General features: G+C 34.2%; 10 protein-coding genes. 7 read left to right on the top strand and 3 right to left on the bottom strand.

Annotated features, from left to right (window positions below):
* Window positions 1-126 precede the first annotated feature (126 nt).
* The 4 genes from OZP08_RS15120 (at window position 127) to OZP08_RS15105 (ending at window position 8,213) form a co-directional block, all read left to right on the top strand.
* On the top strand, window positions 127-3,579 hold the full coding sequence (locus OZP08_RS15120) for a beta strand repeat-containing protein (protein WP_281322232.1): 3,453 nt from the start codon (window positions 127-129) through the stop codon (window positions 3,577-3,579).
* A 572-nt stretch (window positions 3,580-4,151) separates the two neighbouring features.
* The gene (locus tag OZP08_RS15115) at window positions 4,152-4,667 is read left to right on the top strand and encodes a glutathione peroxidase (protein ID WP_432419640.1); all 516 of its coding nucleotides are present in this window, start codon (window positions 4,152-4,154) and stop codon (window positions 4,665-4,667) included.
* Window positions 4,668-4,865: 198 nt separating this feature from the next.
* Window positions 4,866-6,176, top strand: a complete 1,311-nt coding sequence (tilS, locus tag OZP08_RS15110) for a tRNA lysidine(34) synthetase TilS (RefSeq protein ID WP_281322231.1) — start codon at window positions 4,866-4,868, stop codon at window positions 6,174-6,176.
* A gap of 9 nt (window positions 6,177-6,185) precedes the next feature.
* Window positions 6,186-8,213 carry a protein-disulfide reductase DsbD family protein gene (locus OZP08_RS15105; RefSeq protein ID WP_281322230.1) on the top strand — a complete coding sequence of 676 codons (2,028 nt, stop codon included), beginning with the start codon at window positions 6,186-6,188 and terminating at the stop codon, window positions 8,211-8,213.
* Between the two features lie 84 nt (window positions 8,214-8,297).
* On the opposite strand, the gene OZP08_RS15100 is transcribed toward OZP08_RS15105, so the two are convergent.
* Both OZP08_RS15100 and OZP08_RS15095 read right to left on the bottom strand, forming a co-directional pair.
* On the bottom strand, window positions 8,298-9,245 hold the full coding sequence (locus OZP08_RS15100) for a tRNA dihydrouridine synthase (RefSeq protein ID WP_268846926.1): 948 nt from the start codon (window positions 9,243-9,245) through the stop codon (window positions 8,298-8,300).
* 121 nt (window positions 9,246-9,366) lie between these two features.
* Complete coding sequence (locus OZP08_RS15095) at window positions 9,367-9,864, bottom strand: GNAT family N-acetyltransferase (RefSeq protein WP_268846925.1); 498 nt, start codon at window positions 9,862-9,864, stop codon at window positions 9,367-9,369.
* A gap of 148 nt (window positions 9,865-10,012) precedes the next feature.
* On the opposite strand from OZP08_RS15095, the gene menD reads away from it, so the two are divergent.
* The 3 genes from menD to OZP08_RS15080 all read left to right on the top strand — a co-directional run bounded on the left by menD (window position 10,013) and on the right by OZP08_RS15080 (window position 13,178).
* On the top strand, window positions 10,013-11,674 hold the full coding sequence (gene menD, locus OZP08_RS15090; RefSeq protein ID WP_268846924.1) for a 2-succinyl-5-enolpyruvyl-6-hydroxy-3-cyclohexene-1-carboxylic-acid synthase: 1,662 nt from the start codon (window positions 10,013-10,015) through the stop codon (window positions 11,672-11,674).
* A 173-nt stretch (window positions 11,675-11,847) separates the two neighbouring features.
* Window positions 11,848-12,189 carry a DUF2853 family protein gene (locus OZP08_RS15085; RefSeq protein ID WP_268846923.1) on the top strand — a complete coding sequence of 114 codons (342 nt, stop codon included), beginning with the start codon at window positions 11,848-11,850 and terminating at the stop codon, window positions 12,187-12,189.
* Between the two features lie 134 nt (window positions 12,190-12,323).
* A complete protein-coding gene (locus OZP08_RS15080) occupies window positions 12,324-13,178 on the top strand; it encodes a CvfB family protein (protein ID WP_268846922.1) in 855 nt (284 codons plus the stop codon).
* Window positions 13,179-13,295: 117 nt separating this feature from the next.
* Here OZP08_RS15080 and OZP08_RS15075 read toward each other — a convergent pair whose 3' ends face one another.
* Entirely contained in the window at window positions 13,296-14,405 is a 1,110-nt protein-coding gene (locus tag OZP08_RS15075; RefSeq protein ID WP_268846921.1) for a C1 family peptidase, read from the bottom strand.
* Window positions 14,406-14,516: the final 111 nt, after the last annotated feature.

The raw sequence follows: 14,516 nt of genomic DNA, 5'->3' as shown, positions 1-14,516 counted from the left end.
ATATTTTGGTTAAAAGTAATTTTCAAAGTACATATAAAGTGACTTAATATTTAGCAGGAAAAACAACTTGTAGTGTATTTTGATTCTATTAAATAACACATTCCAATATCACTAAAATAAAAAATTATGAAAAAAATTACTTTACTTTTATTTTTATTTATTTCATCAGTGTTTTACTCCCAAACGAATGGAATAACTTATCAAGCGGTTATTTTTAACCCAAATTCAGGAGGACTTTCCAGCGGAAATGATGCAGGTTCGCCATTAGTAAACAAAGGAATTTGTTTGCAATTTACAATTTTGGATGCATTGCTTCAAACAGAATACCAGGAAACAATAAGTACAACTACAGATGGATTTGGAATGGTTAATTTGGTTATTGGAACCGGACAGCAATCCGGAGGATATGTTTCCTCATTTGGTGCAATTGTTTGGAATTCGAGTCAAAAAAGTTTGAAAGTATCCTTAGACACACAAGGATCCTGTGCTTCTTTTGAAGAAATAAGTAATCAAGTATTTACGGCAGTGCCTTTTGCATTAAACGCCGCAAATTCAACAAATGTAACAGGATTAGTATCTATTGAAAATGGAGGAACCGGTGCAAATACTGCGATAGGGGCAAAAATAGAATTAGGACTGGAAAATGTTGATAACACTAGTGATTTAAATAAACCAATTAGTTCAGCTACTCAGGCATCATTAAATCTTAAGGAAGATGCGGTCAATAAATCTACTTCAATTCTATTAGGAACGAGTGATGTTTTATATCCAACTCAAAATGCGGTAAAAAAGTACGTTGATAATATAGCTTTTTCAGCAGGAGGAGGATCAATTGAGGCTGAGGTTACCAGAGCAACCAACGCCGAAACTACGTTGACCACGAATCTAAGCACAGAAGTTACTCGCGCTACAAATGCGGAAAACTCGCTAGCAATAGATTTGGCAACCGAAACTACTCGTGCCACCACAGCAGAAGCTGCTAAAGAAGATTTGGCTAATAAAAGCACAAATGTTACTACAGATGGCGCTTCAGATACGAAATACCCAAGTGTTAAGTCGGTAAAAAACTATGTTGATGGAGTTGCTTCAACTGGATCAGCAGCCTTAACGGCAGAAATTACCAGAGCAACCAACGCCGAAACTGCTTTGAACACAAACCTAAGCGCAGAAGTTACTCGTGCCACAAATGCTGAAAACACATTAACGACAGATTTAGCAGCCGAAACTACACGCGCCACTGCTGCTGAAGCTACAAAAGAAGCTTTGGCTAATAAAAGCACAAACGTTACTACAGATGGTGCTTCAGACACGAAATATCCAAGTGTTAAGTCGGTAAAAAACTATGTTGATGGAGCTGCTTCTACGGCATCTGCAGCCTTAGCGGCAGAGGTAACCAGAGCAACCAATGCCGAGACTACTTTGACTACAAATCTAAGCGCAGAAGTTACTCGTGCCACGAATACTGAAAACACATTAATCACAGATTTAGCGTCCGAAACTACACGTGCCACCGCTGCAGAAGCTACGAAAGAAGCTTTGGCTAATAAAAGCACGAATGTTGTTACAGACGGAGCATCAGACACGAAATACCCAAGTGTAAAATCGGTAAAGAACTATGCTGATGGAGTTGCTTCTACGGCATCTACAGCCTTAGCGGCAGAGGTTACCAGAGCGACCAATGCCGAAACTACTTTGACTAATGATTTAAGCACAGAAGTTGCCCGCGCTACCAATGCTGAAAATACATTAACCACAGATTTGGCATCCGAAACTACCCGTGCTACCGCTGCAGAAGCTACGAAAGAAGATTTGGCTAATAAAAGCACAAATGTTGCCACAGATGGAGCTTCTGATACGAAATACCCAAGTGTTAAATCGGTAAAAAACTATGTGGATAATGCAATCAGCACAAACGCCACCCCAGATGCAACTGCATTAGTAAAGGGTAAAATACAGCTGGGAGGAGATTTAGCAGGAACAGGTTCAACTGCTGCTACTCCTGTGATTTCAGATGATGCAATAACTTCAGTAAAAATTATTAATAAAGCTGTTACCACTAACAAAATTGATGATTTAGCAGTAGGGACAAATCAACTGGCAGATGATGCAATAAATAATAGTAAAATTTCTCCGACTGCGGGCATTGTAGACACTAAGCTAGCTACGATAGCAACAGCAGGAAAGGTGTCTAACTCGGCTACTACTGCCACAGCTGCGAACACCGCAAGTGCAATTGTCGCAAGAGATGCTTCTGGTAATTTTTCTGCTGGAGCAATCACTGGAACATCAATTATTAAATCTGGTGGTACATCTTCTCAATTTTTAAAAGCAGACGGAAGCGTTGATTCAAATACTTACTTAACAAGTGCAGTTACAACTTTAGATGGGCTTACCGATGCTAAAAGTGGGGGTACTAACTTTTCAAACAGTATATTGATTGGTCACCAAACTACCGGGGTATTAAGTAATGCAGACAGAAATATAGGTATAGGTATAGGGGCGTTAACTTCTATTACATCAGGAGATGATAATATAGCTATTGGTTATCAGTCATTAGTGAGCAATACAACAGGGTATCAAAATATTGCTATTGGTAGACAGTCGATGTTAAGTAATATGACTGGTGCAAGCAATACGGCTGTTGGTCTAGAAACATTAGAGTCAAATTCTACAGGTCACCACAATGCTGCATTTGGTCATCTAACCATGGTAAGTAATAGTACAGGTTATCAAAATGCTGCATTTGGACAGGAAGCTTTGCAAGGTAATGATACAGGAAATAAAAATGCTGCAATGGGTGGGGAGTCTTTGTACAACAATAGTTCAGGTAGTTTTAATGTGGCTGTAGGGTTCGGTTCAGCAAGTAATAACACTTCAGGAAGTAATAATACTACAATTGGGTATAATTCTGATTTATCTTCCAGTGCTTTGACCAATGCCACAGCTATTGGTAACGGAGCGGTTGTTAATGCAAGCAATAAAATTCAGTTGGGTAATACCAGTGTGACTAGTGTAAATACCAGTGCTTCAATTACAGCAGCCTCTTATATTAAAACAGGTGGTACATCTTCACAATTTTTAAAAGGAGACGGAAGTGTAGATAGTAATACCTATTTGACAAGTGCAAGTGCAGCAAGTACTTATTTACCATTGGCAGGCGGAACATTAACCGGAGGTTTAACTGGAACGACAGTGACTACTAGTGGGAATGTAACATCATCCGGAACTGTAAGTGGTGCAAGTGGTTCGTTTGGAAGACTTATTTTGAATACAGCAACACAATCTTCAGCTTCTGTAAGTAATTATGATGTTTCCGGTATTGGAGTCTTATTTATTGTGCCTAACAATAGTTGGGAAAATATAGCAGGCTTTTCAGGTGGGGTTTTAGGTCAGGTTATTCAAATTATAAATGCAAATAATGATGCAATAAGTTGCTGTACCGGAGTGGTTTTTCAAAATGACAATGCAGGCGGAACTCAAAAAATTAAATGTTCATCTGATATGCCATTAGGAAGTAACCAAGGTGTAACCCTTATTTTTGATGGAACATATTGGAGAGTTATGATACCACCAAACTAAATTTTATAAATAATTCTTGCTGTAAATGAAGGAGTTAAAATTATTGTTTCAAATAAAGAATTCTTAAAAAATTGTGATTTTTTGGTTTTATTAACTAAATTAACATTATATTTATCTTTATATTCTTACTTTTAATAGAATTTTCTTTTTATTGTAACAAAACTAAAAACTAGTTAAAAACTTACATAAAATAAAAAATTATGTATTTTGTCGATAAAATTTGCTTTTAATGGATTTTTTGTTTTATATTTGACTTATCTATTCAACGATAATTATTAAAAGTTTGTAAATTTCTAATTTAGTAGGTTAGGTTTAGGAGATTAAATACAAATGGGGCACTTTTAAAAAATTATCAAATTATTATTTGCAAAAGATGTTCCTTCTGGGAACATCTTTTTTTATGTATAATCCTGTTTTTTAAAGTTGGAGTGGTATATAAGTTTAGTTTATGAAGGCAGAGTTCTTTTTTTAACTTCTGTTTAACCTAAATAAATTTTTCAGGAACTGCTATTTGTCCTAATTTTATATAAAAAATTAAACGTATGAAAAAAATAGTAGTAGCGATCTTCGCAATGTTCCTTTTTAATATCCAAATTCAAGCACAAGTGAAACAAAATATCTATCAATTCAAAGTAGAAGACTTATACGGTAAGACTTTTGATTTTGCCACACTAAAAGGTAAAAAAGTAATGATTGTCAATACCGCTTCAAAATGTGGATTGACTCCTCAATATAAAGATTTAGAGGCTTTGTATAATGAATATTCAGCCAAAGGATTTGTGATTATAGGTTTTCCAGCCAATAATTTTGCTTCACAAGAGCCTGGAACCAATGAAGAAATTGCAACTTTCTGTAAAATGAATTACGGAGTTACGTTCCCAATGATGGATAAGGTTTCAGTAAAAGGAGACGATATGTGTGCTGTTTATCAGTTCTTGACACAAAAGTCTAAAAACGGTTTACAGGATTCAGAGGTGCAATGGAATTTTCAAAAATACCTTATCAATGAAAAAGGTGAATTAGAAAAAGTAATTTCTCCAAAAACTTTACCAACAGACCCTGAAGTGGTAAAATGGATTAAAGCATAGTTTTATAAAATCATTCACAAAAAAAGAGTTTGCTTGTCAAACTCTTTTTTTGTGATTTTAATAATTCAATTTTAGTTTCTGAATCTGAAAAATCTAAGTATTTGATTTAGAGCGCTGTTTTGTGAAGGTAGAAAAGTGTTATTCAAGACCAGATCCTCATGAGTAATAGGATTAAATAATAATCAGTATTTTTGATAAATGAAAAAATCACTCCAAAATCATATCGAAAAGGAAATGCCTTTTTTAAAGCATAAAAAGCTACTTCTTGCCGTAAGTGGTGGTCTGGATAGTATGGTTTTATTACATTTATTTAGGGAGTTGCACTATGATATTGCCATAGCTCATTGTAATTTTCAGCTTCGGGGAGTAGAAAGCTTTGGAGATCAAAAATTCATACAAGATTATGCTGAGGTTAATGCAATTCCAATTTTTGTAACCCAATTTGATACTGAGGCTTTTGCCAATGATTATAGATTATCGACTCAAGTTGCTGCGAGAGAACTAAGATACAATTGGTTTTACGAATTGTTGGAAATAGAAAATTATGATTATATCCTAACGGCACATCATGCCGATGATAATCTGGAAACGTTTCTAATTAACCTAACCAGAGGAACAGGACTTGAAGGACTGACTGGTATTCCTGAGCAAAATGATAAAATAGTTAGGCCTTTACTGTTTTTATCTCGCCATGAAATTGATAATTATGCCAAAGAGCAGGACATTGAATGGAGAGAAGACAGTAGCAATGCATCGGATAAATATGTGAGAAACAAAATTAGACATCATTTGATTCCTATTTTGAAGGAATTGAATCCTAATTTTATGACTTCATTTTTGAAAACCGAAAGTTATTTACAGCAATCGTTGGGAATGGTCGAAGATGCAGCTATTATGGTATATCAGCAAGTGGCCCGAGAGGTAGAGGATCAAATTCATTTTGATTTAAATCAATTGTTGAGATTACCCAATTATCAATCGTATTTGTACCAATGGCTAAAAGAATTTGGCTTTACCGCTTGGAATGATATTTATGATTTGGTAGAAAGTCAATCAGGAAAGCAGGTTTTTGCTGCAGATTTCCGCTTATTGAAAGACAGGGATTCCCTGATTTTGTTTCCCATAGATTATTCGGAAAAGCAGGAAGAATTTCTTATTAATAAAAACCAAACAGAAGTTAAGATTCCCTTAAATATGACTTTTTGTAAAGTAGCCGACCTTTCGGTTGCTTCAAATAGAACTATATTTGTTGATGAGGATCAATTGGATTTTCCATTGGTTTTACGCAAGTGGAAAACCGGAGATGTTTTTACGCCATTTGGGATGGATGGAAAATCAAAGAAGGTGAGCAAACTTTTTAAAGATGAAAAATTATCATTAATAGAGAAAGAAAATACCTGGCTTTTATGCTCAAACGATCAAATTGTTTGGGTAATTGGCATAAGAGCTGACAACCGATTCAGAACAAGTAACACAACAAAAAATATACTTAAAATAGAATTAATTTAGATGTTAATAATGAAAAAAACACTTTTTATACTGCTTGCTTTTTTGGCTTTCGCAAAAGGGAATGCTCAGGTTCTAGATCCTGCAAAATGGACAACTACAATTGAAAAGAAATCTGAAAACAATTATATTCTAACCTTTAATGCAGTAATCGAAAAAGATTGGCATTTATATTCACAGTTTACACCAGATGGAGGACCACTGGCTCTAGAAATTGTTTTTAAAGATCAAAAAGGGAATTTTAATTTGGTAGGTAAAGCCAAAGAAAGTAAAACAACAACCGCTTTTAATGATATTTTTGGTGTAAACGAAATTTTCTTTCACGATAAAGCCCAAATTCAACAAGAAATAACCCTTATAAATCCAAAAATCACTTCTATTCAAGCCGAATTGAATTACCAGATATGTAAAGAAGTGTGTATTAATTTAGAAAAGAAATTCACGTTCAAAATACCGGGAACAGAAGTGACTGCTGTTACAGCACCAACTACGGTTGCTCCTGTTAAATTGGATACTGCCAAAGTAGATACTACAAACACTTTTACTGTTACAGCAAAAGAAAGTGTTGCACCTATTGATAAAAAGACAGTTGAGCAACCAAAACCCGCTTCGCAAATAGGATTATGGTCAATTTTCTTTATTGCTTTTTTCTCTGGATTTGCAGCCTTGTTGACACCTTGTGTATTTCCTATGATTCCTATGACAGTGAGTTTTTTTACAAAGCAGAGTAAAACCAAAGCTGCCGGAATTAAAAACGCTATTATTTATGGAGTTTCTATTATTCTAATTTATGTACTATTAGGATTTCTGGTTACTTGGATTTTTGGCGCCGATGCACTCAATGCCTTGTCAACCAATGTTTGGTTCAATATTATATTCTTTATTCTATTAATCGTATTTGCAACTTCATTTCTTGGTGCATTTGAGATTATGTTGCCTAATTCCTGGGCGAATAAAGTAGACAGTCAGGCCGATAGAGGCGGAATTATTGGGATATTATTTATGGCATTAGCGCTTGCTATTGTTTCGTTCTCTTGCACAGGACCTATAGTAGGGACACTTTTAGTAGATGCAGCTTCCAAAGGTGGAATTGCACCTATAATTGGGATGCTTGGTTTTTCATTGGCACTAGCTTTGCCTTTTATGCTTTTTGCGATGTTCCCGGGTTGGTTGAACTCTTTACCTAAATCAGGAGGATGGTTGAATACCGTAAAAGTTGTTTTAGGGTTTTTGGAATTAGCCTTGGCCTTCAAATTTTTATCTAATGCAGATTTGGTTTTACAATTGCATTTATTGGAAAGAGAAGTGTTTTTGGTAATTTGGATTGCTATTTTTGGAACATTGGCTTTTTATTTATTTGGAAAAATTACCTTGCCACACGATAGTCCATTGATGCATATTTCAGTGGGGAGATTGTCTTTAGGCTTACTTGTTTTATCATTTACCATTTATTTGATACCGGGTCTTTGGGGAGCACCACTTAAATTGATAAGTGCTTTTCCACCTCCAATGGAGTATAGTGAAAGTCCACTTGGGGTTGGTAGTTCCGTTACAGGAAATGCATCGACTACAGTTTTGCCTGATGGTGCTAAATTTGGACCACATCAAATTGTTTCTTTTGATGATTATGACAAAGGATTAGCTTATGCCAAAATGGTAAACAAACCTATAATGCTTGATTTTACAGGACATGCTTGTGTGAATTGCAGAAAAATGGAAAATAACGTTTGGTCTGATGAAATGATACTTCCAATTCTTAAAAATGAAGTAGTATTAATTTCACTGTATGTGGATGATAAAAGAGAATTACCAAAAAGTGAACAATTTATCTCTAAATCTACTGGAGCCGAAATTGAAACAATTGGTGATAAGTGGACAGATTTTATGATTACAAAATACAATACCAATACACAGCCTTTGTATGTTTTAACAGATTTACAAGGAAATAATCTTAATGAAAAACAACCTACAATAAGTTATGTGTCCGTTGAGGAATATGAAGCATGGTTAAAAGAAGGAATTTCAAAATTCAAAAAGTAAAAGCAAAAATCCCAATCTGTTTAATAAAGATTGGGATTTTTTTGTTTTAGTCTAATCCAGAAAAAAGTTAACTACTTAATTCTATTATTTTTCTTTAGCAATAACTTCTTTAACAGTAGCCTCGTAATTTTTGATGCTTTTGGCTTTTTTAATGTTTTTATGGACTTTATGGGGATTAGAAAAGATAACCGAAAAATACTCCCATAAATGATGCATTTTGAGTAATATATGTGCTTGTCCGGATAATGACTCACTGTAACCTTCATAAAGAGTGTCATGAAAAGCACTGAATAATTCCATTTTGTTTTTAGGGTATTCAGTAGCGTTGTTTTTTATCATACTCGGTAAAAAAGGATCGGCAATTAATCCTCTACCGATCATCCAATGGTCAATACTAGGAAAACGTTGCTGCATTTCCTGAAATTTAGCTACCGAAGTAATATCACCGTTATAATACAGTTTGTGCTTGGTATTGTCAATACATTGTTGAAACGCATCCAGATGTACGCCTCCTTTGTATAGTTGTTTCCCAATACGGGCATGAATGGCAATATTCTTAATAGGGTAGTTGTCTAAAATGGGTAAAACATCCAGAATTTCTTCAGTAGTATCATAACCCAGACGCATTTTCATAGAGACTATAATGTCAGTTTCTGAGTGTGCACGGTCAAGAATGTGATTGATTCTTTCGGTATTACTGATGAGTCCTGATCCCATGCCAGATTTGGTAACCATAGGATACGGACAGCCTAAATTCCAGTTTAATTCTTTATAGCCTAGTTCTTGAACATATTTGGCGACAAACAAAAACTCATCGGCATCATTGGTTATAATTTGCGGAATTACTTCCAGACCAACATTGTTTTCTGGAAGCAAGTCTCGTTCGTAAGATGATTTTATGACTAACTTTCCGTTCAAGCGGATGTATGGAGAATAATAGGTGTCAATCCCACCAAAATATTTATTGATGGCATTTCGAAAACGAAAATCGGTAAATCCTTGTAAGGGAGAAGAAAGCAATGTAAAACTCATAATATTTGTAAAAGTGCAAAGATACAATTCTTTATGCGGTTATGATTTTAGACTGCGTTTTATTCTAGAACAATTATGAAGTTTGATTCAGATTAATTTATAAAATCTATGTTTAAAGATATTACTCCAATATCAATTGCATAAATACGGAATGCAGCCAGCGATCGAACTTATAACCGGATTCTTTGATAATGCCAACCGTTTTAAATCCAAATTTCTCATGAAACTCAATACTGCTTTGATTCTCGGCATCGATAACGGCAATCATGGTGTGGAGTTTTTGCTCTTTTGCCAATTGAATCAATTTTTGAAGCAGAAGTTTTCCAATGCCTTTTCCGTGATGGGTATTATCTACATAAACAGAATGTTCTACGGTATATTTATAAGCTTCTCTAAATCGGAATTCACTATACATACCAAACCCGACGACCTTATCATCTTCTATAGCAACAATAACAGGGAAGTTCTTGTTGATTTTCTCTTCTAGTATAGTTTTTTGTTGTTCGTAATTTCGAATATTGTAATCATATAAGGCAGTTGAGTTTAGAATATTATAATTGATAATATCTAATATTGCTTGCGTATCCTCTGTTTGATAAGATCTTAATGTGATTTGCATGAAGTAAATATTTGTTCTTCAAAATTAAGAAAAATAGACTCAAATGAAAGGAAAAGCTTTGGCAACTTTGTAACTTTGCAAAACAGTTTTTAGAAGTTTGTTTGGTACTAAACTTTCTAAATTTTTCTAAACTTTCTAAACTTTTTAAATGATTTACCCCAAAATACCACTAGCTCAAAGTATACTCCAAATTTTTTTAGCCAAAGGAATCACTAACATTATTATATCTCCAGGTTCAAGAAATGCACCCTTAACGATAGGTTTTGCAAGCAATCCCGCTTTTCAATGTTACAGTATTGCTGATGAACGTGCAGCTGCTTTTTTTGCTTTGGGAATAGCTCAGCAAACCCAGAAGCCTACAGTGCTTGTTTGTACCTCAGGTTCGGCTTTATTAAACTATTATCCTGCAATTGCAGAGGCATTTTACAGTCAGATTCCGTTAATTGTTATATCGGCGGATCGACCACAAAGTAAGATAGACATTGGCGATGGGCAAACCATTCGTCAGGAAAATGTATTCGCAAATCATTCTTTGTACAATGCTAATTTGGTTGAAGAGGTTTCGGAGGAAAACGATCGAAAAATAAATGAAGCCATTAATACTGCTATTGATAAAAAAGGACCAACGCATATCAATGCTCCTTTTGAAGAGCCTTTGTACGAAACGGTTTCGGAGCTAAGTGTTAATAGTACAGTTTTCGCTTCCGCAAAAGAGCAACAGGCAATAGAGACTAAAGAGTTGCAGCAATATGCTAATCTTTGGAACAATGCTAGCCGAAAATTAATACTTATTGGAGTAAACGAACCCAATTCAATTTCTAAAAAGGTTATTGAAAGCTTTGCTAATGATGAATCGATTGTAGTGATGACCGAAAACACTTCAAATTTGCATCATCAAAGTTTTATAAGCAATATAGATACAATCATTACACCTTTTACGGCAGAAGATTTTGAAGCATATCGCCCAGAAATCTTAATCACTTTTGGCGGAATGGTAGTCTCTAAACGTATTAAAGCCTTTTTGAGAAAATACAAACCAGAACACCATTGGCATATCGACACATTGAGAGCCTATGATACATTTGGTTGTTTGACTCAGCATTTTGAGGCTGACCCTAATACTTTTTTCGAAGCCTTTTTGCCTTTGACCTCAAGAATAGAAAGTGATTATTTCTCTCAACTGAATGCAGTTAAAGCATTGCGAAAAGAAAAACACGAAATCTATTTGTCTAAAACTCCTTTTACAGATTTTAAAGTTTTTGATCAAGTGATTTCTACTTTGCCTAAATCATGCCAATTACAAATAAGTAATAGCTCGGCGATACGTTATGCTCAATTAATAGCAATAGATCCATCTATCGAAGTGTATTGCAATAGAGGAACCAGTGGGATAGATGGTAGTACATCAACAGCCATTGGTGCAGCTTTTGCCAGTACAAAACCAACCGTTTTCATTTCAGGTGACATCGGGTTTTTATATGACAGTAATGCTCTTTGGAACAGTTATATTCCGAAAAATTTCAAAATTATTTTGATAAATAATGGGGGTGGAGGCATTTTTAGAATTTTGCCAGGACACGAAGAAACACCTGTTTTTAATACTTATTTCGAAACGTCTCATGGCTTGACAGCAGAACATTTAGCAAAAATGTATGGCTTTGATTATGCTGTTGCCAATGATGAAACAAGCTTGTCAAAAGAATTAGATTCATTATACAATCAAAATGAAAAACCAAGTATTCTAGAAGTTTTTACTCCAACATTAGAAAATAATGTTGTCTTATTGCAGTATTTTAAGGAGCTGACGTAGTTGCATTAACAATGTCAACGCGTTTGTTGTAATGATTTAAGAGTATCAACGAATTGTATTACGCTGATTAAAAATTTAACAATAAAAAAGTGAATAAAAATCGTACATGTATTCAATAAATTATTAAATTTGAGGTAGTTATAAATGAATGAATAACCCTTAATTATATTTTTATGAGCGCAAAAGACGAATTAATTGTAAAGTATGCAGCCGACTTGAAAGAAAAATGCGGGATTAATCCAGAAATGGATTTATTAAAAAAAGTAACTATTGGATGTGGTCCATCCATATTTAACCCTGATTCCTCAATTATAGCCGGAACTCAAAAATCGGAGATTGATACTGTTAAAAAAAATTTCTTAATTAAGAAGTTAGGCTTGCCAGATGGCCCGGCTCTTAAGGAAGGAATTGATACTGTACTAGAGCAATACGGAAGGTCAAATAGAAATAAATATAGAGCCGTTTTCTATTATTTGCTGACTAAGCATTTTGGACGTGAAAGTGCGTACAATTAAAATAACATTACTATTATGAAAGCGCCTTATATGGGCGCTTTTTTTATTGGAAATGTTTTTCTAATTCCCATTTTCAAACTTCGTACATTTGCATTTTAAACTTAGTTGCTCGGCAACTTAGAACCTCGATAAAAATGATTGAAATAGGAAAATACAATACGCTTACTATATTGCGTGATACCAAAGTGGGGTTGTTTTTAGGAAACCCGGAAAAAGATCCAGAAGGGAAACACGATATACTTTTACCTAATAAATATGTACCCAATGAATTTGAAATAGGCGAGGAGCTTATTGTCTTTGTGTACTTGGATCATGAAGAACGTCCGGTTGCTACAACTCTGGAGCCTTATATCTTATTGAATGAATTTGCACTTTTGCGTGTAAATTATACCAATCAAATAGGTGCTTTTATGGATTGGGGAATGGAGAAGGATATTTTGGTTCCGTTTAAGGAACAAGCGCGTCCTATGGAGAAAGGAAAACGTTATTTGGTTTATCTATACATGGATAAAAAGACCAATCGTTTGGTAGCATCAAGTAAATTGAATCAATTTTTAAATAATGACCATCTCACTGTTGAAAAAGGTGAAGAAGTAGAGTTAATTGTTTCTCATATAACTGAATTAGGAATCAATGTGATCATCAACGAAAAACACAAAGGTTTGTTGTATAAAGATGAGGTGTATGATGATTCTATTCGTACAGGAGATCGCATGCGTGGCTATATTAAAAACATTAGACCTGATAATAAAATTGACGTGTCTTTACAAATGCAAGGCTATCAAAATGTTGAACCAAATGCCGAAAAAATTCTGGATGAATTGAGAGCTAGTAGAGGATTTTTACGATTAACGGATAACTCACATCCTGAAGACATCAAGACGGTCTTAAAAATGAGTAAAAAGACATTCAAAAAAGCTATTGGTGCTTTATACAAAGAAAAATTAATCGAGATAAAAGAGGACGGAATTTACTTGGTTAAAGAATAATTTTATTCTTCGAATCTAATTTTATAATGCAGATTTAGGTTTAAAAAGAGTCATAAAAAAAGCGAAAAACAATATTGTTTTTCGCTTTTTTTGATTGTATGAACAATAGAAAAAGTGTTATACACCTAGACTAGTTCTGGTTTTTTTAGATAATCCATCTTTATGTAATAAAACAGAAATTGATTTTAGTTTCATATAAGGAACGCTCATATAAATAAAACCATTATTTTGTCCAATTGTACCCCATGAATTTTTTACTTTATAGTAAATATTTCCATTTTGGTCTTTTACTTTTCCAACAATGTGCATTAGATGATCGTCTGCTGTGTTAAGATTTTCAAATTCCTGTTGACGGTATTCTTGAGAGATGCTTTTTTCAGGTTTAATCTCTGTTAGAATTGCTTTTTCATCATCTGAACTGGCAGGAATTACAGCTATACCATTTTTGCTGGAGAAAGTGTTTTCACTCACATCACTATCCAAAGCTACAGTGTATCCATTATCTAAAGCATTATCAATATTTTGAATATATTCCTCTAATGGTAGATTGTAGAAAAGACCATTGGAGAAATTATCTGGAATATCTAATAAAAATGGTTTGTAAAACGGCTGATGAGTAAATGATGAAATAGCGATATAAGAAGCCGGATTAATTTTAGTCATTTCTAAAAAGGTGGCCGGAGTATATTTCTTCCCTTCGTATGTAAATTCAGTTACATTTTTTCCTAAGTAGATATCTAAAATTGCAGAAACTGATTCTTTCCAGTGTGGAGAAAGTTTTTTTGCAGGATTTGAAACATAAGTTTTTAGCATAGATTCAAGAACTGCAACCATTTCAGAATGATTATAGGTAGTCTCATTTTGTACTAAACCGAAATAGGCACTTTGTGGTACTAAGCCAAAATCTCTAGCACTATTAATAACATCATGGCTTAATCCACCTTCGCTAAATTGCGCTTTTCCTTGTCGCATAATGTAATTTGAGGCTTTTTTTGGATAGGTATTTCGAACATTGTACATTTCAGATAAATCTATTTTTTTACCTGTTATACGGATAATTTCGGATTCTAAAAAAGAAGTAGTAGAGAAGCTCCAGCAAGTACCTGTTTTATCTTGGGAAAGGATAGGTGTTGCTTCAATATCTTTAATGGTTTGGAATTCATACTTTTGAGCATAGCTATTAAAAGCTAGGCTAAGTAAAGCAATAGATAGAAATCGTGTTTTCATTTTGGTTAAGTTTTTTTTGAGCGAAAATAAAACAAATAATGGTAAAAAAAATGTGTATTGGTATAATCCGTATAAAAAAAGAAAGACTAATCATTTTGACTAGTCTTTCTC

It is taken from the genome of Flavobacterium aestivum, from assembly GCF_026870175.2.
Classification (GTDB): Bacteria; Bacteroidota; Bacteroidia; order Flavobacteriales; family Flavobacteriaceae; genus Flavobacterium; species Flavobacterium aestivum.
This window is presented reverse-complemented; position numbering and strand designations above follow the sequence as displayed.

Bases quoted from the DNA above. Each gene is read 5' to 3' on its own strand.
- menD (WP_268846924.1), top strand. From the start codon at position 10,013: ATGATTTACCCCAAAATACCACTAGCTCAAAGTATACTCCAAATTTTT.
- OZP08_RS15080 (WP_268846922.1), top strand. From the start codon at position 12,324: ATGATTGAAATAGGAAAATACAATACGCTTACTATATTGCGTGATACC.
- OZP08_RS15120 (WP_281322232.1), top strand. From the start codon at position 127: ATGAAAAAAATTACTTTACTTTTATTTTTATTTATTTCATCAGTGTTT.
- OZP08_RS15100 (WP_268846926.1), bottom strand. From the start codon at position 9,245: ATGAGTTTTACATTGCTTTCTTCTCCCTTACAAGGATTTACCGATTTT.
- OZP08_RS15075 (WP_268846921.1), bottom strand. From the start codon at position 14,405: ATGAAAACACGATTTCTATCTATTGCTTTACTTAGCCTAGCTTTTAAT.
- tilS (WP_281322231.1), top strand. From the start codon at position 4,866: ATGAAAAAATCACTCCAAAATCATATCGAAAAGGAAATGCCTTTTTTA.
- OZP08_RS15115 (WP_432419640.1), top strand. From the start codon at position 4,152: ATGTTCCTTTTTAATATCCAAATTCAAGCACAAGTGAAACAAAATATC.
- OZP08_RS15085 (WP_268846923.1), top strand. From the start codon at position 11,848: ATGAGCGCAAAAGACGAATTAATTGTAAAGTATGCAGCCGACTTGAAA.
- OZP08_RS15105 (WP_281322230.1), top strand. From the start codon at position 6,186: ATGAAAAAAACACTTTTTATACTGCTTGCTTTTTTGGCTTTCGCAAAA.
- OZP08_RS15095 (WP_268846925.1), bottom strand. From the start codon at position 9,864: ATGCAAATCACATTAAGATCTTATCAAACAGAGGATACGCAAGCAATA.